Source organism: Actinokineospora diospyrosa (genome assembly GCF_024171925.1).
Taxonomy (GTDB): Bacteria; Actinomycetota; Actinomycetes; order Mycobacteriales; family Pseudonocardiaceae; genus Actinokineospora; species Actinokineospora diospyrosa.
In genome coordinates this window covers 1-19252 of sequence record NZ_JAMTCO010000022.1, presented here as the reverse complement: position 1 = coordinate 19252, position 19252 = coordinate 1, and the positions used below count along the sequence as shown (strand labels likewise).

The window sequence follows — 19252 nt, the reverse complement described above, 5'->3', positions numbered from 1 at the left end:
CGATCTCCTGGGTTCAGGCTTGACGCTGGTAGAAGGGCAGCTTGACGACCTCGACCGGCGCGCTGGTGCCGCGGATGTCCACGGTGAGCGCGGTACCCGGCTCGCTGACCGCGACCGGCACGTAGGCCATCGCGATCGGGTGGCCGAGCGTCGGCGAGAGCGCGCCGCTGGTGACCGTACCGACCTGGGCGCCGTCCCCGTCGAGCACGGCGTACCCGTGTCGGGGGGCGCGCTTGCCGGACCCGACCAGGCCGACCAGCACCTTGGCCTCGACGTCGGCGTCGCGGCGGCGCTCCAGCGCCTCCTTGCCGACGAAGCCGCCGGGCTTGTCGAACTTGACGACCCGGCCGAGACCGGCGTCGAAGGGGGTGAACGAGGCGCTGAGCTCGTTGCCGTAGAGCGGCATGCCCGCCTCGAGCCGCAGCGTGTCGCGGCAGGCGAGCCCGGCGGGCAGCAGGCCGTGCTCCTGGCCAGCCTCGGTGAGGACCTCCCACACCCGGGGGGCGTCGGCACCGTCCACATAGACCTCGAAGCCGTCCTCACCGGTGTAGCCGGTGCGGGCGAGCAGGATGTCGATGCCCGCGATGGCGGCCGGGACGCTGGCGTAGTAGGCCAGCGCGTCGAGGTCGGCGCCGGTGACCGAGCCGATGATCGCCGTCGACGTCGGACCCTGCACGGCGATCAGCGCCAGGTCGGCGGAGCGGTCGTTGACCTCGACGGCGAACCCGTCGGCGCGCTCGCGCAGGGCGGCGGCGACGGTGACCGCGTTGGAGGCGTTGGCCACGACCATGTACTTGTCCGCGGCCAGCCGGTAGACGACCAGGTCGTCGAGGACGCCGCCCTCGGCGTCGCAGATCATCGTGTAGCGGGCCTTGCCCGGCTTGACCGCCGACAGCTTGCCGACCAGCGCGAAGTCCAGCGCCTGGGCCGCCTCGGGGCCGGTCAGCTCGATCTCGCCCATGTGGCTGAGGTCGAACAGGCCGGACGCGGTGCGGACCGCCTTGTGCTCAGCCAGCTCGCTGCCGTAGCGCAGGGGCATCGACCAGCCCGCGAAGTCGGTGAACGAGGCACCCAGGGCCTCATGCACCGCGTGCAGCGGGGAGGGTGTGCTCATGGAAGTCGGGTCTCCTTCGGCGCGCCGGGAACAGTGGTGTCCGCAGCGTGGCACGCCGGGCGCGCGTGGTGCAGCGCGACCGGTCGAGCTGTGGATGAGTGTGGTGGTTGTGGACAACCCGCGGGCTGTTCGCTGTATTGGGTGCGGTGGACGAGGGTCATGGGAGCTCCTGGGCAGCGCGCCGGGTGGACGGATCCGGCGCTGGAACTCCCCCTCTGTCATGGCACCTGAGAGCTTCGCCGCGAACGCGGCTTGCACCGTGGGTGAGACGCCGAGATCGCGTCTGCTTTCCAGAGTGGCCTGGTGGGAACGGTAGCTTTACCTGAGAGATTGACGGGGAGTTGCTCCTTCGGTGCCTCGATCAAGATCGAGGGCTCTCCCGGTCCCACTCGTGCGGCCCGATATGCGGTTGTGTTCGCGAGACTAGTCGAGGCGGAACCCGAAAGGAAGTTCGAGCCGGTGGCGGGCGAGCAGGGCGTCGTCGGCGAGCAGTTCGCGGGTGGGGCCGTCGGCGACGATCACACCCTCGTCGATGAGGACCGCTCTAGGGCACAACTGCGCCGCGTAAGGCAGGTCGTGGGTGACCATCAGCGTGGTGCGGCCCAGACCGAGCAGGACCTCGGCGAGTTCGCGACGAGCCCTGGGCTCCAGGTTGGCGGAGGGTTCGTCGAGCACGAGGATGTCCGGGTCACAGGCGAGCACGGTGGCCAGCGCGACCCGGCGGCGCTGCCCGCCGGACAGGTGCATGGGTGAGCGGTCGGCGTGTTCGGCCATGCCCACGTCGTCGAGCGCGCGGGTGACGCGGGCCTCGAGTTCAGGTCCGCGCAACCCGAAATTCGCGGGACCGAAGGCGACGTCTTCGCGAACCGTGGGCATGAACAGTTGGTCGTCTGGATCCTGAAAGACGATGCCGACCCGGCGGCGGACTTCTTTCGCATTCTGTTTATTGACCGGCAGCCCCGCCACCTCGACTGTGCCTTGCCCGGATAGCACGCCATTGAGGTGCAGTACCAAGGTGGTCTTACCGGCGCCGTTGGGGCCAAGGACCGCGACCCGCTCCCCTGGCTCGACTCGTAGGTTCACGCCGAAGAGGGCTTGGTGGCCGTCCGGGTAGGCGTAGGCGAGGCGTTCGACCAAGAGGGCGGGCGGTGTCACAGGGCTATGCCTAGCACGACGGCGGCTAGGGCGGTCGGGATGAGCCCTACGAGCCAGGTCGCGCTCCCGGCAGCTCGTCCTTGGTCGGGCATCGCGCCGTTCCACCCACGCGAGACCATGGCGAGGTGGACACGCTCTCCGCGCTCGTAGCTGCGGATGAACAAGGTGCCGATCCCGCGCGCTGTTGCCCCTACCTGCCACAGGAACCGGGGATCGTGACCGCGGCAGATACGCGCGATCCGCATGCGGCGGGCCTCAGCGGCGATAACGTCCAGGTAGCGCAGCATGAGGGTGGCGATGGTGACGACCATCGTCGGCACCTTTAGGCGCTGCAGACCGATGATCAGCTCCCCCGGCATAGTCGTAGCGGCCAGGGTGAGTGAGATCAGAACACCCAGGGTGCCTTTGACCAGGATGTTCCAGCCGGACAGTAGGCCGTGCTCGGAAAGCTGTAGGCCTAAGACATCGACGGTAGGGCCACCTGCGACGAACGGGAACACGAGCGCCAGCACGACGAACGGCAGCTCGATCAGCGCGCGCTTAGCGAGCCATCCGGGCGGGATGCGGGCGAGGACCCACACGCAGGCCAAAAGGACCAGGTACAGCCCGAAGGCCCAGAACCGCTCCCGGGGTGTCGCGACCACGCACAACGCCCCCGCGACGGCCGCGACCATCTTCACCTGCGGCGGAAGGCGGTGGACCGACGAGTCACCGGGCCGGTACAGCGGGTGGGAGTGCCCCGCGCTCACTTGGTCGGGCGCCTGCGCAGTACCCAGAACAGCCCACCGGCGACGACAACGGTCAGCACGACACCGATGACACCCGCCAGCCCGGTGGTGCCCTCTCCGCCGCCGACGGCGTAGTCCGCCAATGGGCTCCCCGCGAGCTGGTGGTCTTTGGCGTTCTGCGCGATGCAGCTGCCCTGCAACTGCTCGCCGTCCGCGGTCTCCACTACCTCGCAGCCCTTGAGGGTGGCGTGGTCGAGTCCGTCCGGGTTCGAATCGGCCAAGTAGGACACAGCGCCCGCCAGGACGAGCGCCGCGAGGAGGAACCCAAGCAGGAAGGACAGGTTGCGGGTCTTCGTGCTTGTCATGCCGTGGTCCCTTCACGCACTTCCAGGGGGCGGCTGGTGCCGCGCAGCAGGTAGACCAAGTCAGGCCGGACAGCGGCGACAGCGCCAACGGTGAGCGCGGTGATGATGCCCTCGCCGATGCCGATGAGGCAGTGCACGCCCACCACCGTCGCGGTGACCCCGCCGAGGTTGAACGCCGGGTCCCCGCCGATGGCGAACTCGAGGACGAACCCGAGCGACGCGATCACGGTGTTCAGCAGCGCGGCGACGAAGGCGACTACAACCAGCCCCACCTTGCTGGTGGCGAACCGCTTGAGCAGGGTCGCGACCGCGAACCCGGCGGCGGTGCCGATCAGGGCCATGTTGGTGATGTTGGCGCCCAGCGCGGTGACGCCGCCGTCGGCGAACACCAGCGCCTGCACGACCAGCACGATCGACACGCACAGCGCCCCGACCCACGGTCCGACCAGGATCGCCGCCAACGCGCCACCGAGCAGGTGGCCGCTGACCCCGGGCAGCACCGGGAAGTTCAGCATCTGGGTGGCGAAGACGAACGCGGCGACGAGGCCCGCCAGCGGCGCGGTCCGGTCGTCGAGGTCGTTGCGCGCGCGGGCCGCCGCGATCGCGAGCCCGACCACCGCGACCCCGACGAACAGCAGCGATGTCGTCGTGTTGAGCAACCCGTCACTCATGTGCATGGCGACCGAGCCGGTCATCGGCGCACCTCCGGGACGATCGGGCCAGCGGGGACTGGGCGGAACGGGTCGAGCCTAGTTGCGGGCTGGAGGCTACCGCCAGACCCTGGCAACAACCCGGGTCAGGCGGTTGTGACCTCGACTACCCCGGCCGCGACCTCGACGAGTTCCTCCCACGCGGATCCCGCCATCACCGGGTCAGAGGCGGACGAGGGTGCGCCCGCCCCGGCCCGCGCGCATGTCGTCGAAGGCGGTCTCGATGCCGTCCAGGCCCACCTCAGCCGTCACCAACCCGGCCACGTCGAGTTGACCGCTGGCGACCAAGTCCAACAAGCGGGGAATGTCGACATCCGGGTCAGTTGAACCGAAGAGGCAGCCGGTGAGCGTGCGGCCGAAGAAGTAGAGCTCTAGCGCGCTGAACTCGACGATCGCTTTGGCAGAGCCAACTCCAACCACTACGACGTGCCCGCCGCGCCGGGAGGATGCCCACGCCGTGCGGATGGAAGCTGGGACGCCTGCACACTCGAAGGCGACGTCCGCACCACGCCCCCCGGTCAGCTTCCGGACCGTCTTAGCGGTGGCATCGTCGGACAAGACGAAGTCGGTAGCCCCATGTGCGCGCGCTAGAGCCTCCTTCTCGGGGTGCACGTCCACAGCGACGATAGGACCAGCACCCGCGATTCGCGCCGCCTGCAGCACCGACAACCCAACGCCACCAAGGCCCACCACGACAACGGACTGCCCGGCCTTCACCTGTGCGGTGTTGAAGACGGCTCCCGCGCCGGTAAGAACAGCGCAACCCAATACCGCCGCCTGCTCCAACGGCACGTCTGCCGGGATCTTCACCGCAGCGCGCTCGGCCACGATGGTCTCCTCGGCGAATGCCCCCGTGCCGAGCCCCGGGTAGAGCGGCGTGCCATCGGGCAACTGCGCGTGCGGAACCCCGGCAGCATCAGCGGCCCGCTCACACAGATACGGCTCCCCCTCAAGGCAGAACCAACACTCCCGACACGGCGGTGCCCAGTTGAGCACCACATGGTCACCCGGCACCACCCTGGTCACGCCCGGCCCGACCGAGACGACAACCCCGGCCCCTTCATGACCAAGCACGGCAGGCACCGGCTGGCGAAGCGTCCCGTTGGCCAGCGACAGGTCCGAGTGGCACACACCCGCGGCCACCACGCGCACGCGAACCTGCCCAGGACCAGGCTCGGGCAGCTCGATGTCAGCGACCACCAACGGCTCACCCTGCGCGCGCAGCACCGCAGCCCTGACCATGTGTCTCCCTCCGACCATCCCGACACGAGCAGGCTACGGGCGGCGCAATTCGGCTGGAGCCCCCACGTCCGACGACATACCGTGACCGGGTGGACTGGGCAAGACCGCTGCACGAGCGGCCCTACGACGAGTGGATCGCCAACGGCGACGGTGTCCTGGTGGTCCACGAACGCACAACGCGGCTGGTCAGCGTCGACTTTGGCTCCGCGAGCACCCCGGTGGCCTCACGATCCTGGACACTGACGGGGCTTCGCACCGAACCGGCCTGCGACAAGACCTCGTCAACAACGTCGTCGCCACAAACAACGGCTTCATCGTCGCCGGAGTGAACGGCTCCCTGATCCGCTTGGACCCCAACGGCCACGAAGTCGAACGCGCCTTTGTAGCGCAACGTCTCGGCGCCCTCCGACACCTCGACTCGAACCGGGTACTGGTCACCGCCAAGGGGATGCTGCGCGCGATCACCCTCGCCACATTGCCGTGGCACCCCCCGAGGCGCTAGACGGAGACGCCTAATTCGGGTGGAGCCCCCATACCCGACGACATACCGTGACCGGGTGGACTGGGAACGACCGCTGCACCAGAGGACCTACACCGCGTGGGCCGCTGCCGGACCTGACGGCTTGGTGGTGCACGAACGGCGAACGAGGCTGGTCAGCGTCTCATCTGACGACGGGTCCACGCGCTGGGACATCCCCGACGTGCTGTACCCCAGGAACGTCACGGTGAGCGACGGGCGCTGCCTGGTCCAGCCGCAGAACCACGACGAACTGCGGTGCCTGGACGTGCGCACCGGTGAGCACCTGTGGAGCGCGAACACCCACTCGAGCACCGGGCACCTCGTGGTCGTGGGGACCACGGTGCTGGTCGGCGGTCAGTACACCCCGTTGCGCGCGGTCGACATCGCGACCGGCGACATCCGGTGGGCCCGGGACGACCTCACCAAGATCGTGCGGCCCGCGGCGGGTGCGAGCGGTCTCCTGATCGGCAAGCCCAACTGCCCGTCCGTGCAGTTGATCGACCTCGGTGACGGCCGCGACCTGGGCGACGTGCCGCTGCCGTGCCCGATCCCCCAGGACGGGTACTTCGCCGGGATCACCGCCCTCGACGCCGATCGGTTCGCCATCCGGTGCGGGCCGCGGTCCGTGGCGGAGGTCGTGCCATCGACCGGAACCGCGCGGGTGATCGTGCACGCGGAGCGGGATCTCGCGGACACGCCGCCGGTGTACGTCGGCGGACGGCTGTGGCTGCGCGAGGTATCGGGTGGCCTCCTCGTCCGGGGACCCGACGGCTGCACGCGTGGGACGGGAATCCGTCAGGACGTTGTCAATGAGGTCATCCCCGTCGACGACGGGTTCGTTGTCGCGGGTAGGCATGGCTCGTTTATCCGGCTCGACGCGGATGGTCGGTGGGTTGGGCGGGTTGTTGTGGCGCAGCGAATCGGTGGGGTGCGGTGGCTCGATGCGGACCGGGTGGTCGTGGTGACGAAGGGCTCGCTGCGCGCTATAACGCTCTCGACACTGCCGTGGGTTAGACGAAGGCGTTGATGCCCGTAAGAGCCCGGCCGATGAGGAGCTTCTGGACCTGGCTGGTGCCCTCATAGAGGGTCATGACACGGGAGTCACGCAGGATCTTCGCCACCGGATATTCGTCCAGGTAGCCGTACCCGCCGAAGACCTGGATAGCGAGGTTGGCAGCACTAACGGCGTTCTCGCTCGCGAACAGCTTCGCCATAGAGGCGGCCGTACCGAAGGGCTGGCCCCGGTCAACCAGGTCGGCCACCCGCCACACCAACAACCTCGCGGCGTCAGTGTTAACAGCCATGTCCGACAACATCTCCTGGACCAACTGGTAGCTCGCGATGGGCTTGCCGAACTGCAGCCGCTCCTTGGCGTACTTCACGCTCGCTTGCAACGCGCTGTTGGCCAGACCGACGCACCCGGCAGCGACCGACATCCGGCCCTTGTCCAAAGCGGACATCGCCACCTTGAAACCGGCGCCCTCGTCACCCAACCGCGCGTCGACCGGCACGCGGACCGCGTCGAGCACCAGCTCGCCGGTCGACTGGCCGCGCAGCCCCAGCTTGCCCTTGATCTCCCGGTGCTGGAACCCGGGCGTGGCGGTGGGCACGAGGAACGCGCTGATCCCCTTCGGGCCGGGACCGCCGGTGCGGGCGAAGACCAGGGCGAGGTCGGCCCAGGTGCCGTTGGTGATGAACATCTTCGAGCCGGTGATCACGTAGTCGTCGCCGTCGCGGACCGCCCTGGTGGCGAGGTTGGCCGCGTCGGAGCCGGTGTCGGGTTCGGTGAGGCCGAAGCAGGCCAGCGACTCGCCGGAGGAGATGCGGGGCAGCCAGCGCGTCTTCTGCTCGTGGGTGCCGTAGGCCGCGATCGACTTGCCGACCAGGCCGAGGGAGACCGAGACGATGCCGCGGATGGCCGAGTCGCCCCGGCCGAGCTCCTCCATCATCAGGCAGTACGACAGGTGGTCGCCGCCGGAGCCGCCGTACTCCTCGGGCAGGGTCAGGCCGAGGAAGCCCACGGCGCCGAGCTTGCCGACGATGGCGCGGTCGACCTGCTCGCGCCGGTCCCACTCGGCGGCGTTGGGCACGACCTCGCGATCGATGAACGCCCTGGCCAGGTCCCATAGGGCCTGCTGCTCACCGCTGAGGGCCAGATCCACGCCGGTCTCCCGTCCATAAACCAAACGGTGTTAGGTTCGCTCAGGATAGGATCGACACCACGACCGAGGCAACCAGGGTGGGCCCATGCCACGTCCGCGCGTCCCCCTGCTGGACCGCCCGCGCATCCGCGCCGCCGCGCTGGCCGCGGTCGACCGCGACGGGCTGGCCGGGCTGTCCATGCGCAGGTTGGCCACCGACCTCGGCGTGCAGGCGCCGTCGCTGTACTCGCACTACCGCACCAAGGACGACCTGCTGCAGGACATCGCCGAGGATGTCATGTCCACTGTGGACACCTCGGGGTTCGCCGACGGCTGGGTCGCCGGGCTGCGCGGCTGGGCCCGCTCCTACCGCGCCGCGCTCGCCGCGCACCCGAACCTGGCCCCGGTGCTGGCCGCGGGCCCGGCGCGCAGGCCGACCGCGCTGCTGCTGGCCGACGCCGTGCACGGCGGCCTGGTCGGCGCGGGTTGGCCGCCCCGGCACGCCACCATGATCGGCGCCTCCACCAAGTACCTGGTCCTGGGCGCGGCGATGAGTTCCTTCTCCCGCGGCTTCGAGGACGACGTGCAGGTCTACGTCGACCGCTACCCGCACCTGGACCAGGCGCACCGGCTGCGCGAGCACGCCGACGAGATCGACGCCGACAGCTTCGAACTCGCCCTGGACGCCTTCATCCACGGCCTGATCGCGCTGCACGCCCGGGTCGCACGAGACCGTCCTTAGCCGCGTCGAACACCGCCCGCGCGGTCGCCGACAGCGCCGGTGACTCCAGCGCCCACTGCTGCCAGAACAGCGGCACGTCCACCCACCGCTGACCCAGCGACACCAGCTCACCGGCGGCCAGCCGGGCCCGCGCCTGGCTCGTCGGCGCCAACCCCCAGCCCAGCCCGGCCACGATCGCCTCCAGGTACGCCTCCGACGAGGGCACGTGGTGGCGCTGGGCGCTGGCGGGCGCCTTGGTCAGCCCGCGGGCGAAGTGGTCCTGCAGCTCGTCGCGCCGGTCGAACACGACCACCGGCGCCGCCCCGATCCGCTGCCGCAGCGGCCCGTCCAGCCAGCGCGCGGCGAACCCGGGCGCGGCGACCGGCAGGTACCGCATCAGCCCGAGCGGGCGCACCGAGCAGCCGGGGACCGGTTCGGGCGAGGAGGTGACCGCCGCCATCACCAGGCCCTCCCGCAGCAGCGCCGCGGTGTGCGACTCGTCCTCGCGGTGCAGCTCGAAGCAGACGTCGGGCACCCGGCCCAGCGCGGGCAGGAACCAGGTGGCCAGCGAGTCGGCGTTCACCGCGATCGGCAGCCGGACCGACTCCCCCGGCTCGCCAAGCCCGGCCCGCAGGTCCCGGTCGAGCTGCGCCAGCTGCCGGGCGAAGCGGACAACCTGGGTGCCGGACTCGGTGGGGCGGACCGGTTTCGTGCGCAGCAGCAGCACCCGCCCGGTGCGCTGCTCCAGCGCCTTCACCCGCTGGCTCACCGCGGACGGTGTCACGTTGAGCGCGGCAGCGGCGGCGTCGAAGGTCCCCTCCTCGACCACGGCGAGGAGCGTGCGGACCTGGTCGAGCGGGAGATCACCCATCACGATCGCTAAAGGTACGTGAGAATCTTTAGCTGGTGTCAACGCTGGAGCACGCCATACGGTCGGGGCATGGGGATCGCGGTTCTCGCCGGGTTCGGCACCGGGCTGTCACTGATCATCGCTATTGGCGCGCAGAACGCCTTCGTGCTGCGGCAAGGCATCCTGCGGCAGTCAGTGCTACCTGTCGTCGCCATCTGTGCCGTGTCCGACCTGGTGCTGATCGTCTTGGGCGTGGGCGGGATGGGCACGCTCGTGGCCGCGTACCCGACAACACTCACGGTGGTCGCTGTGATCGGCGGGTTGTTCCTCCTCGCCTACAGCCTTCTAGCCGCCAAGCGCGCGTTCCGACCGTCAGGTCTATCCGCGGTGGGCAACGGTGCCGGGTCGACGCGCGCGGCTGTGCTGACCTGCCTCGGCCTGACCTGGCTCAACCCGCACGTCTACCTGGACACGGTCGTGCTGCTCGGCACCATCGCCGCCGCCCACGGCACGGCCCGCTGGGAGTTCGCGGTCGGCGCGGCGGTGGCGAGCGTGTGCTGGTTCGCGGGCCTGGGGTTCGGGGCCCGGCTGCTCACGCCGGTGTTCGCCAGGGCGGCGTCGTGGCGGGTGCTGGACGCGGTGATCGCCGCGACGATGGCCGCGCTCGGGGTGTCGCTGCTGGTGGGGGCGTGAGCGCCCACGCCCCCACCGGCTAGCCGACGCCCGCGCCGTGCAGGGCCACCCACCGGCGCATCGCGTACTCGACCATGGTGATCAGCGTGCTCTTCACCGACTGCCGGTCCCGCGCGTCGCACGGGACGATCGGCACCTCCTGCCCGATCGCCAACGCGTCCCTGACCTGGTCGATGCTGTGCCCGAGCACACCGTCGAAGCAGTTCAGGCCGATCACGTAGGGCAGGTTGCGCTCCTCGAAGAAGTCGATCGGGGAGAACGAGTCGGCCAGGCGGCGGGTGTCGGCGAGCACCACCGCCCCGATCGCCCCGCGCACCAGGTCGTCCCACATGAACCAGAACCGCTGCTGCCCCGGGGTGCCGAACAGGTACAGCACCAGGTCCGAGTCGAGCGAGACGCGGCCGAAGTCCATGGCGACGGTGGTGGTGGACTTGTTCGGGGTGGCGGCGAGGTCGTCGATGCCCGCGCTGGCGCTGGTCATCACCGCCTCCGTGGTCAGCGGCATGATCTCCGAGACCGAGCCGACGAAGGTCGTCTTGCCCGCGCCGAACCCGCCAGCCACCACGATCTTGACCGAGGTCAGCCCGCCGCCCGGTGCAGGGTCGTCATAGCCTGCGGAGTCCACTCAACACCCTTTCCATCAACACCAGGTGCGCCTTGTTGGCGCCGCCGGTCGCGGTCTTGTGCACGGCGACCAGGCCCAGCTGGGCCATGTCGCCCAGCAGCACCTTGGCCACCCCGAGCGGCACCCCGAGCAGGGTGGCCACCTCGGCGACCGACCGCGGATCGTGGCAGAGCGCGCCGATGGCGCGGTGCTCGGACTCGGCGAAGGCCGAGGCGTCCCCGGCCCGTTCGCTGGTGGACACCATGGTCTCCACGCGCAGTTCGAAGTTGGACTTGGTGCGCCCCCTGGTCCACGCGTAGGGCCGGACGATGGCGGCGGCGTCCTCATCGGACCCGAACACCTCCACCGACCGGACCGGTTCGACGACGGCGGGGGCGGGGTCGACGTGCTCGGCGACCTCGCCGTCGGGCCAGTCCGGTTCCGCGGACCGCTCCGGCGGCGCCGGGTCGTCCACATCGGACTTGCGGCGCCTGCGCGCCCGGCCGCCGCCGAGCGCCAGGTTCGCCATCACGTCGGCGAAGGTCTGCTCCGGCTCGGCCGAGCCGCCCTGGTTGAGGTTCGCGCTCATGCTGTGCTCATGCGGGCTGCCCCACCATCCTCCCGGCGGTCCCCTGCAGGGCCGCGCGCAGTTCCGGGGTCAGAATCTGGCCCACCCGGTCCACCAGCAGCGTCATCTCATACGCCACTTGTCCGATGTCGCAGGTCGGGGCCGCGAGGATCGCTAAACACGACCCGTCGCTGATGGCCATCAGCAACATGATCCCGCGCTCCATCTCGACCACGGTCTCCTTGACCGCGCCCGCCTCGAAGCAGCGCGCCGCGCCCTGGGTGAGGCTGACCAGACCCGAGGCGACCGCGGCGAGCTGGTCGGCGCGGTCGGTCGGCAGGCGCGCCGACGAGGTGAGCAGCAGCCCGTCGGCGGACACCACCACGGCGTGCGCCACGCCGGACACCCGCTCGGCGAAGTCGTTGACCAACCACCCGAACTGGTTTGGTTTGGACTGCGTGGACGTCATCGTGCTCCATTTCCCGTCGGTGACGGCGGCTGCATCGGTTCGGTTGACTGCGTGCGACCTGGCTCAGGCATCCCCGCCTTCTTTCTCGCTGTCCCCGTGCTGTTCCGGGTGCCGCTGCGCGATGCTGCTGCGGCCCCTGCCGATCCCGCGCTGCAGGCTGCCCAACCGCGAGCGCAGCGCGTCGGCGTCGCGCTCGACCGGCGCGGGCTGCGCCGCGGGCGAGTCGGCGCCGAGGCTGCCGGGCAGCAGCCGCTCGCGCGGTGTCCGCTTGGGCAGCCCACCCTCGGGCTGGGGTTCGCTGCCCGCCTGGGTGAGGGCCTCGGCCGCCTCCCAGCCCGCGTCCTGCGCGAAGCGCCACCGGGCGCCGCGCAGGTCGAGTCCCTGCGGTGCCTCGGCTTCCGGCGAGGCGTGCGCGGGGCCCGCGTGGTGGGCGCCGCGGGCGCGGTGGATACCGCGCTGGTAGTTCGACAGCCGCTCGCGCATGTCCTCCGGGTCGCGGCCGGGGCCGGGACCGCGGCGGGCGGCGCGGCGGCCGGGCTGCTCGACCCCACCCGGCACCAGGTTGCGGCGCGGGGTGCGCCGGGGCAGCCCGGAGTTGGTGAAGTCCTCCGGCTCGGCCGCGGTCACCGCGCGGGCGGTGTGGAAGCCGCGGTCGGCGGCGAAGTCCCAGTCCGGCACCTGGGTGGCGTCGGCGGCGGTGGAGTTCGGGTCGTCGGTGACCGCGCGGAACCAGGCGGAGACCATCTCGTCGAAGATCGGCGTGGTCTCGTGCAGCGCGGCCGCCGGGGGCGGCGGCGCTGCGGGCGGGCTCTGGTGCACCAGGGTGGTGTCCCACCAGGTGCTGTCCCCCGGGTCCGGGTCCGGCTCGACCGGCGCGCCCGCGCCGGGGTCGGCCGGGTCGAACTGCTCCGGGAACGGCGTCGGGGTGAACAGCGCCTGGGTCTGCTCGACCTCGGCCGGGACGTCCGGCTGGGCCGTGCCCCGCGGCGCGCGGCGCGGCAGCGGGACCCCGTCGCCGTTGGGGGTCGGCGAGGGGATCGGCAGCGCCTCGGGCAGTTCGGCCCCGTCGCCGCCGGGGGCGTGCGTCGGGTCCCACTTGGGTTTGCCGTTGGCCAGCCTGCGGGCCAACCCGGCGGTGAACCCGCTGGGTTGCCCGTGGGACCCGTTCGACCCGTTGGAGCCGTTGGAGCCGTTGGCGTGGCCGTTGCTGTGCCCGTTCGAGCCGTTGGCACCGTTGACGCCGTGAGTTCCGTTGGTGCCGTTGGCGCCACCGTTGGAACTGATCGGAGTGCGCTGTGCGGGCGCTCCCCGGGGCGTGTCCTGTCCGAGGTCACCAGCGACGAGATCGGCGGGTACCGAGATGACCGCGCGGATCCCGGTAGGGGTACCGGGGCGCAGTCGCACCTCGACGCTGAGCCGGGCGGCGAGCCTGCCGACCACGAACAGCCCCATCCGGCGGGAGGTGGAGGCGTCCACGGTGCGGCTGTCGGCGAGCCGGGTGTTGGCGTCGGCCAGTTCCTGCTCGCTCAGGCCGATGCCGCGGTCGACGACCTCGATGCGGACCGCGCCGGTGTCGGTGACGTGGCTGGTGATCGTGACCTGGGTGGCGGGTGCGGAGAACGCGGTCGCGTTGTCCAGCAGTTCCGCGGTGAGCCGGACCAGGTCGCCGACCGCGTAGCCGACGACCAGGACCGCGGCGGGCGGGGCGATGACGACCCGCTGGTACTGCTCGATCTCCGACACCGAGGCGCGCAGCAGGTCGCCGAGCTGGGTGGGTTGCTGCGCGCGCCGGGCCAGGTCGGCGCCGGAGAGGACCATGAGGTTCTCGTTGTTGCGGCGCATCCGGGTGGCGAGGTGGTCGAGCTGGAACAGGGTCGCCAGCTGGTCGGCGTCCTCCTCGTCGCGCTCCAGCCGCTCCAGCAGCTGCAGCTGGCGCTGCACCAGCCCCTGGCTGCGGCGCGACAGGTTGACGAACACGTTGCTGTAGTTGGCCCGCAGCCCGGCCTGCTCGGTGGCCAGCCGCAGCGCCTGCTGGTGCACCGCGTCGAACGCCCTGGCCACCTGCCCGACCTCGTCGTCCGGCAGCACGGCCACCGGTTCGACCACCGGTTCCACCACGTCGCGGCCGTCGCGGATGCGGGCGACCGCGGCGGGCAGCCGGTTGGTCGCGACCTCCAGCGCGCCCCGGCGCAGCAGCGCGAGCGAGCCGAGCAGCTGCCTGCCGATCACGATCATCACCGCCGCCGCGGCGACCAGGGCGAGGATCAGCACGACCGCGGCGAGGCCCGCCGCGTCGCTCGCCTCGTCCTGCAGCGCCGAGGACCGGTCCTTGATCTCGGTGCCGAGCAGCGCGCTGACCGCGCTGATCCGCTCGGAGACCTGCTCGGAGGCGGTGTTCCAGTCCACCGAGGTGATCGGCAGCGGCACGTTGACCGAGGCGCTGCCGTCGGTGCCGTCGCCGACGGCCAACCGCAACAACTCGGTCCTGGTGCGCACTTCCGGTGCGTCGTGCAGCGCGTCGTAGCCCGCCTGTTGGCGCAGGGTCGCGATGGAGCGGAAGTCAGCGGTGCGCTCGGCCAGCCGGGATTGGGACGCGCGCAGGCTGTCCAGGTCGGCGGCGTTGAGGCCACCTCTGGCGATCCCGATCGCGACCAGCCCCTGCTGGAAGTACACCTCTTCCTTTGCCGCCTCCAAGTCGTGCAAGGCGGAGGCGGTGTTGGCCAACCCCGGGTCGGCGACCTCGCCGGTAGTGGCGCGGTCGAAGTCCAAGAGCGCGCGGATGACCTGGGTGTAGCCGCCGAGCGCGGTCCCGCTGTCCACCGCGCCCGCGCCCACCGGGCGGCGCAAGGCGGTGAGCGTGTCGAACGCGGACCGCACATCGCGCAAGCGCGCGCGGGTGACCTCCGTGTCGAAGGTGGCCTTGCCGATCGCGCGGAACATCTCTTCCCGCGCGTAGTCGGCGCTCTGCCGCTCGCCGCCCAGTTCCGAGGCGATGTCGCGGGAACCGGTGGTGAGCAGCACGGCCGCCTTGGTGCGCTCGCGCTGCAGCCAGGTGAGCGCCTTGCGCAGGCTGTCGTTGACCGCGACGAGCTTGTCCACCCGCTGGTAGGACTCGGCGCGCTCGACCTGGCCGCTGATGCGCAGCACGCCGAGCACGACCGCGAACAGCACCGGGACCAGGATGACGGCGGCGAGCTTGACCGGGATGTTCCAGTCCCGCCACCGGGTCAGCGTGGCCATCGCGGACCGGCCGGCTTCCCCACCGGCGGTCGCTGACCCGCTGTGCCTGGTGGCGCCACCCTCTGTAAAGGCACCAGCAACGGCACCAGCACGGGCATCAGCACCGGCACCGGTGCCCGTGCTGCTGCCGGAGGTGTCGGAGGTGTCTTCGGACGACACGGCGCGGCTCACTCGCGGGCCCCCGTGCCTGCCCGTTGCCGCTGTAGGAGTAACACCCTCACCGCGTCGATCTCCCTTCGACGACGAATGCCCGTGACACCGGTGCCGATGGCACAGCCCGCCCCGCGCGAAAGCGCGGTGCGCTGCGAAACAGCGGTGCGCCGATTCCCCGCGCCGCTCGATGACCCTTCCGACATCGGCGCGACTTCGGCGAGAACTTGAGTGCCGATGCTACCCCGATCCGGCGATCTTCCCCGGCGCGGACCTGACCTGCGGGAATTGCCGAACGGCCGGTGATCTCGGCGCCCCGACCGGGGGCCGGAAAGATCCACAGCGGGATTCGGTCACGCTTTGCGTTGGATTATTGGCCTTGATGCCTCGAACGGGTATTTCCCCGGATGAACTCCGCCACCGCCCACTCCGGACAGCCCCGACCAGGCACTACGCAGGTGGGACCACTGTGGATCAGCATCGGCCGGGCGGGTGAGCCCTGGTTCGTCCAGGTGAGGGCACCACGCAGAGAGGCACCAATTCACTGATACGTGTGATCCGATTGACCCGGCCGACTCGACGCGAAACCGGTATCGTTCGGTGACCCGCGGCTGATTGCGACAGCGGCACCCCGGCCGGATCCCGGCCCCTGTGGACAACCATTGGCACGCCGGTTCCACTCCCGGCTAGCATGGCGCCGCCAAGCCGGTGCGCGGTGCTCGCGCATTCGGTGAAATCACCCGGCGCCGCCCGCGGAAACGCCGCTCGACACCCGATGCCCGACCCTCGAGGCGATTCCACGCCCCGGATCGACGCCGCCCCCACCATTTCGCCGCCCCCACATTTCGGAGGAAAAGCATGACCGAGGTCGCCGGACGCCGGGCGGTGTCCACCCCGACACCACCGACACCACCCCCGCCGGCCGCGGGCGGCGCGGCCCGCCAGTCGGCGACCTTCGGCGGCATCGACCGCCCGGTCGGCGCCGCGGGCGGGGGCGGGCCGGACTTCGACGCGATCCACCGCAGCCCCGAGTTCACCGCCCTGCGGTCGCGGTTCCGCCGGTTCGTCTTCGCGCTCACCGCGCTGTTCCTGCTCTGGTACCTGTCGTACGTGCTGCTGGCCGCCTACGCGCACGAGTTCATGTCGACCAGGGTGGTCGGGTCGGTCAGCGTCGGCCTGCTGCTGGGCTTCGGGCAGTTCGCCACCACGATCCTGATCACGGCCGTCTACGCGCGGTGGGCGCGCCGCCGCATCGATCCCGATGTGGCCCGGCTGCACGACATGGTGGGACAGGAGTCCGCGGCGCACGAGGCTGTAGGGCATGAAACCGCGGGAGGCGGGCGATGAGCGTCCTGGCGCAGGGGCAGGTCGGTGACCCGGTCCTCAACTCGGTGGTGTTCGGCGCTTTCGTGGTCATCACGCTCTACCTGGTCTACCGCGTCGGTTCGCGCGGCAGCTCCACCGCCGACTACTACGCGGCGGGCGGCGGGCTCACCGGCGTGCAGAACGGCGTCGCCCTCTCCGGCGACTTCCTCTCCGCGGCGTCGTTCCTCGGTGTGGCGGGCGCGATCGCCATCCACGGCTACGACGGGTTCATGTACTCGATCGGCTACCTGGTGGCGTGGTTGGTCAACCTGCTGCTGATCGCCGAGCTCGTCCGCAACACCGGCCGCTTCACCATGGGCGACGTGCTGGCGTTCCGGATGCGCCAGCGCCCGGTCCGCGCCGCGGCGGCCACCTCGACCCTGGTGATCTCGCTGTTCTACATGCTGGCCCAGATGGCCGGGGCGGGCGCTGTCGTCGCCCTGCTGCTGGACGTGCACACCAAGGGCGGCCAGGCGCTGATCATCAGCGTGGTCGGCCTGATCATGATCTTCTACGTGCTGGTCGGCGGGATGAAGGGCACCACCCTGGTGCAGATCATCAAGGCCGTGGTGCTGCTGCTGTGCGTGGTCCTGATGACGGTGTTCCTGCTCGGCAAGTTCGGCTTCAGCCTCACCGCCCTGCTCGACCAGGCGGCGGCCAACAACACCAAGGGCGAGAAGATCCTCGACCCCGGCGTGCAGTACGGCCGCACCCCGATCACCACCCTGGACTTCATCTCCCTCTCCGTCGCCCTGATCCTCGGCGCGGCGGGCCTACCGCACGTGCTGATGCGGTTCTACACCGTCCCCGACGCCCGCCAGGCCCGCGTCTCGGTCGTGTGGACCGTGGGCATCATGACCGTGTTCTACGGCGCCACCCTCATCATCGGCTACGGCGCCTCGGCCCTGGTCGGCTCCGAACGCATCCTGAGCGCCACCGGCCGCGAGAACGCCGCGGCCCCCCTGCTGGCCTTCGAGATCGGCGGCACCGTCCTCATGGGAATCGTCGCCGCGGTCGCCTTCGCCACCATCCTCGCCGTCGTCGCGGGCCTCACCATCACCGCCTCCGCCTCCTTCGCGCACGACGTCTACGCGAACATCCTCCGCAAGGGCAAAGCCGACCCGGTGTCCGAGGTCCGGGTAGCCCGCCTCACCGCCCTGGTCATCGGCATCCTGGCCATCGCAGGCGGCATCTTCGCCAACGGCCAGAACGTCGCGTTCCTGGTCGCCCTGGCCTTCGCCTTCGCCGCCTCAGCGAACTTGTCGACCTTGCTGTACTCCCTGTTCTGGAAGCGGTTCAACACCAACGGAACGCTGTGGGCGATGTACAGCGGACTCGGCTCCTGCCTAGTCCTCGTGTTCTTCTCCCCCGTGATGTCCGGCGCACCCACCTCGATCGTGTCGGGAGTGGACTTCCACCTGTTCCCCTTGTCCAACCCGGGAATCATCTCGATCCCGATCTCGTTCGTGTGCGGGTACCTGGGAACGGTACTGAGCCGCGAGAAAGCCGACGCCGCCAAGGCACGAGAGATGGAAGTACGAGCGCTAACAGGAATCGGCCGGTAAGCGCTCGGTTGTAGCTACCCCTCAGGTTGCCCGGTCCTAGGCGAAGGCTTGGGCCGGGCAACCATCCCTCTTGCTGGGCGAGGCGGCCGTTGGCGGGCACACGGTGTTGGCGTTTGTCCACAACGGGTTCGGTTGTCCACAGGGTGTTGATCGCTGGTCCCGGTTTGTCGGTGGTTCTCGGTAGGCTGTGAGGGTTATTCAGGAGTTGGAGTGGCTGAATTCGTGCTACCCCTGATCAAGTAAGCGGCAGTCCGTTTGAGAGAATTCGGTTACCACGCCAGATTCCTCACCAGACGGACTGCCTGTATGTATTCTACCACCGGCCTGACTCGCGATCAGATCGTGGACTTGTGTGCGATCATCCGCCATTCCCGGCTGTCCGTCAGGCGTCCGTGGCCGTCGAAGTTGGGTTTGTTCGGCTCGGTGCGTGTCGCGTTGATCTATCTGCGCCGCAACCGGGCCTAGGTGGAACTCGCGGAGATGTTCGGGGTGTCGCAGTCGACGATCAGCCGGGCTGTAACAGCGGTCACCCCGTTGCTTGCCGCGGTGTTGTCGGAGTGTGTTCCCACGAGTGGCGATCTGGATGCCCGTTCGACCTACATCGTCGACGGGACGCTGGTTCCTTGCTGGTCATGGCGTGTGCGGGAGAAGGAGCTCTACTCCGGCAAGCATCGCACCACCGGCATGAACCTCCAGGTCGCCTGCACGTTGTCCGGCCGCTTGGCGTGGGTGTCGGATCCGGTTCGGGAAGCCGACACGACTCGTACTGCCTGCGGACATCGGGGATCCTGGACGAATACGATGTGACCGCCTGGATGGGCGACAAAGGCTACATCGGTACCGCGATGCTGACACCGATCAGGAAACCCAAACACCGCGACCTGCTCGACTGGGAGAAGGACTTCAATTACCACCACAACAAGAAACGAGCCATCGTCGAACACGCCATCGCCAACCTCACAACCTGGCACATCCTCCACACCGACCACCGGCGGCCCATCGACACCTTCGCGACAACCATCTCCGCGGTCCTCGGCCTACAGTTCTACAGA

21 protein-coding genes and 2 riboswitches are annotated in these 19252 nt (G+C 70.0%); of the genes, 9 read left to right on the top strand and 12 right to left on the bottom strand.

What is annotated here, in order from left to right; all coding sequences use genetic code 11:
• Positions 1 to 13: 13 nt before the first annotated feature.
• The 6 genes from gcvT to LV75_RS33455 all read right to left on the bottom strand — a co-directional run bounded on the left by gcvT (position 14) and on the right by LV75_RS33455 (position 5314).
• A complete protein-coding gene (gene gcvT / locus LV75_RS33480) occupies positions 14 to 1114 on the bottom strand; it encodes a glycine cleavage system aminomethyltransferase GcvT (protein ID WP_253891544.1) in 1101 nt (366 codons plus the stop codon).
• Positions 1115 to 1319: 205 nt separating this feature from the next.
• Positions 1320 to 1414: riboswitch (glycine riboswitch) on the bottom strand.
• Positions 1415 to 1506, bottom strand: a riboswitch (glycine riboswitch).
• Between the two features lie 31 nt (positions 1507 to 1537).
• Positions 1538 to 2269, bottom strand: coding sequence for an energy-coupling factor ABC transporter ATP-binding protein (locus tag LV75_RS33475; protein WP_253891542.1), 732 nt, complete (start codon positions 2267 to 2269; stop codon positions 1538 to 1540).
• Complete coding sequence (gene cbiQ / locus LV75_RS33470; protein WP_253891540.1) at positions 2266 to 3018, bottom strand: cobalt ECF transporter T component CbiQ; 753 nt, start codon at positions 3016 to 3018, stop codon at positions 2266 to 2268. The genes LV75_RS33475 and cbiQ overlap by 4 nt, the downstream gene beginning before the upstream one ends.
• Entirely contained in the window at positions 3015 to 3362 is a 348-nt protein-coding gene (locus LV75_RS33465) for a PDGLE domain-containing protein (RefSeq protein WP_253891538.1), read from the bottom strand. Before LV75_RS33465 ends, cbiQ begins: the two co-directional genes overlap by 4 nt.
• A complete protein-coding gene (locus LV75_RS33460) occupies positions 3359 to 4057 on the bottom strand; it encodes an energy-coupling factor ABC transporter permease (protein ID WP_253891536.1) in 699 nt (232 codons plus the stop codon). The genes LV75_RS33465 and LV75_RS33460 overlap by 4 nt, the downstream gene beginning before the upstream one ends.
• Before the next feature lie 177 nt (positions 4058 to 4234).
• Positions 4235 to 5314: a zinc-binding dehydrogenase gene (locus LV75_RS33455; RefSeq protein ID WP_253891534.1), complete on the bottom strand. Its 1080-nt coding sequence runs from the start codon at positions 5312 to 5314 to the stop codon at positions 4235 to 4237.
• A gap of 89 nt (positions 5315 to 5403) precedes the next feature.
• On the opposite strand from LV75_RS33455, the gene LV75_RS33450 reads away from it, so the two are divergent.
• The 3 genes from LV75_RS33450 to LV75_RS33440 are packed head-to-tail and all read left to right on the top strand — an operon-like array spanning position 5404 to position 6861.
• Positions 5404 to 5643: a hypothetical protein gene (locus LV75_RS33450; RefSeq protein WP_253891532.1), complete on the top strand. Its 240-nt coding sequence runs from the start codon at positions 5404 to 5406 to the stop codon at positions 5641 to 5643.
• Positions 5640 to 5816: a hypothetical protein gene (locus LV75_RS33445; protein ID WP_253891530.1), complete on the top strand. Its 177-nt coding sequence runs from the start codon at positions 5640 to 5642 to the stop codon at positions 5814 to 5816. The genes LV75_RS33450 and LV75_RS33445 overlap by 4 nt, the downstream gene beginning before the upstream one ends.
• A gap of 55 nt (positions 5817 to 5871) precedes the next feature.
• A complete protein-coding gene (locus LV75_RS33440) occupies positions 5872 to 6861 on the top strand; it encodes an outer membrane protein assembly factor BamB family protein (RefSeq protein ID WP_253891528.1) in 990 nt (329 codons plus the stop codon).
• On the opposite strand, the gene LV75_RS33435 is transcribed toward LV75_RS33440, so the two are convergent.
• Complete coding sequence (locus tag LV75_RS33435; protein ID WP_253891526.1) at positions 6845 to 7996, bottom strand: acyl-CoA dehydrogenase family protein; 1152 nt, start codon at positions 7994 to 7996, stop codon at positions 6845 to 6847. The genes LV75_RS33440 and LV75_RS33435 overlap by 17 nt on opposite strands.
• An 85-nt stretch (positions 7997 to 8081) precedes the next feature.
• Here LV75_RS33435 and LV75_RS33430 point away from each other — a divergent pair, with 85 nt between their 5' ends.
• Positions 8082 to 8717, top strand: coding sequence for a TetR/AcrR family transcriptional regulator (locus tag LV75_RS33430; RefSeq protein ID WP_253891524.1), 636 nt, complete (start codon positions 8082 to 8084; stop codon positions 8715 to 8717).
• Here the strand turns inward: LV75_RS33430 and LV75_RS33425 are convergent.
• Positions 8665 to 9567, bottom strand: a complete 903-nt coding sequence (locus tag LV75_RS33425; RefSeq protein WP_253891522.1) for a LysR family transcriptional regulator ArgP — start codon at positions 9565 to 9567, stop codon at positions 8665 to 8667. The two genes, LV75_RS33430 and LV75_RS33425, sit on opposite strands and share 53 nt — an antisense overlap.
• Before the next feature lie 69 nt (positions 9568 to 9636).
• On the opposite strand from LV75_RS33425, the gene LV75_RS33420 reads away from it, so the two are divergent.
• A complete protein-coding gene (locus LV75_RS33420; protein WP_253891520.1) occupies positions 9637 to 10239 on the top strand; it encodes a LysE/ArgO family amino acid transporter in 603 nt (200 codons plus the stop codon).
• A gap of 19 nt (positions 10240 to 10258) precedes the next feature.
• Here LV75_RS33420 and LV75_RS33415 read toward each other — a convergent pair whose 3' ends face one another.
• From LV75_RS33415 to LV75_RS35280, 4 genes are all read right to left on the bottom strand, one after another.
• Entirely contained in the window at positions 10259 to 10864 is a 606-nt protein-coding gene (locus tag LV75_RS33415) for a GTP-binding protein (protein WP_253891518.1), read from the bottom strand.
• Positions 10845 to 11432: a DUF742 domain-containing protein gene (locus LV75_RS33410; RefSeq protein WP_253891516.1), complete on the bottom strand. Its 588-nt coding sequence runs from the start codon at positions 11430 to 11432 to the stop codon at positions 10845 to 10847. The genes LV75_RS33415 and LV75_RS33410 overlap by 20 nt, the downstream gene beginning before the upstream one ends.
• 7 nt (positions 11433 to 11439) lie before the next feature.
• Positions 11440 to 11880, bottom strand: a complete 441-nt coding sequence (locus tag LV75_RS33405) for a roadblock/LC7 domain-containing protein (RefSeq protein WP_204455182.1) — start codon at positions 11878 to 11880, stop codon at positions 11440 to 11442.
• Between the two features lie 63 nt (positions 11881 to 11943).
• Positions 11944 to 15279: a sensor histidine kinase gene (locus LV75_RS35280; RefSeq protein WP_308211084.1), complete on the bottom strand. Its 3336-nt coding sequence runs from the start codon at positions 15277 to 15279 to the stop codon at positions 11944 to 11946.
• 849 nt (positions 15280 to 16128) lie between these two features.
• Between LV75_RS35280 and LV75_RS33395 the strand changes: the two genes are divergently transcribed.
• The 4 genes from LV75_RS33395 to LV75_RS33380 all read left to right on the top strand — a co-directional run.
• Positions 16129 to 16617: a DUF485 domain-containing protein gene (locus LV75_RS33395; RefSeq protein WP_253891514.1), complete on the top strand. Its 489-nt coding sequence runs from the start codon at positions 16129 to 16131 to the stop codon at positions 16615 to 16617.
• Positions 16614 to 18200 (top strand): monocarboxylic acid transporter, encoded by a 1587-nt coding sequence (locus LV75_RS33390; protein WP_253891513.1) that lies wholly within the window; start codon positions 16614 to 16616, stop codon positions 18198 to 18200. The genes LV75_RS33395 and LV75_RS33390 overlap by 4 nt, the downstream gene beginning before the upstream one ends.
• Positions 18201 to 18665: 465 nt before the next feature.
• Positions 18666 to 19007 (top strand): transposase, encoded by a 342-nt coding sequence (locus LV75_RS35735; RefSeq protein WP_253891615.1) that lies wholly within the window; start codon positions 18666 to 18668, stop codon positions 19005 to 19007.
• Positions 18926 to 19252, top strand: a 327-nt coding sequence (locus LV75_RS33380) for a transposase family protein (protein ID WP_253891511.1), incomplete at its 3' end; no start/stop codon positions are given. The genes LV75_RS35735 and LV75_RS33380, both read left to right, overlap by 82 nt.

Excerpts from the sequence above, each read along its gene's own strand:
- gcvT (WP_253891544.1), bottom strand. The coding sequence starts at position 1,114 with ATGAGCACACCCTCCCCGCTGCACGCGGTGCATGAGGCCCTGGGTGCC.
- LV75_RS33465 (WP_253891538.1), bottom strand. The coding sequence starts at position 3,362 with ATGACAAGCACGAAGACCCGCAACCTGTCCTTCCTGCTTGGGTTCCTC.
- LV75_RS33460 (WP_253891536.1), bottom strand. The coding sequence starts at position 4,057 with ATGACCGGCTCGGTCGCCATGCACATGAGTGACGGGTTGCTCAACACG.
- LV75_RS33455 (WP_253891534.1), bottom strand. The coding sequence starts at position 5,314 with ATGGTCAGGGCTGCGGTGCTGCGCGCGCAGGGTGAGCCGTTGGTGGTC.
- LV75_RS33430 (WP_253891524.1), top strand. The coding sequence starts at position 8,082 with ATGCCACGTCCGCGCGTCCCCCTGCTGGACCGCCCGCGCATCCGCGCC.
- LV75_RS33425 (WP_253891522.1), bottom strand. The coding sequence starts at position 9,567 with ATGGGTGATCTCCCGCTCGACCAGGTCCGCACGCTCCTCGCCGTGGTC.
- LV75_RS33420 (WP_253891520.1), top strand. The coding sequence starts at position 9,637 with ATGGGGATCGCGGTTCTCGCCGGGTTCGGCACCGGGCTGTCACTGATC.
- LV75_RS33410 (WP_253891516.1), bottom strand. The coding sequence starts at position 11,432 with ATGAGCGCGAACCTCAACCAGGGCGGCTCGGCCGAGCCGGAGCAGACC.
- LV75_RS33405 (WP_204455182.1), bottom strand. The coding sequence starts at position 11,880 with ATGACGTCCACGCAGTCCAAACCAAACCAGTTCGGGTGGTTGGTCAAC.
- LV75_RS33395 (WP_253891514.1), top strand. The coding sequence starts at position 16,129 with ATGACCGAGGTCGCCGGACGCCGGGCGGTGTCCACCCCGACACCACCG.
- LV75_RS33390 (WP_253891513.1), top strand. The coding sequence starts at position 16,614 with ATGAGCGTCCTGGCGCAGGGGCAGGTCGGTGACCCGGTCCTCAACTCG.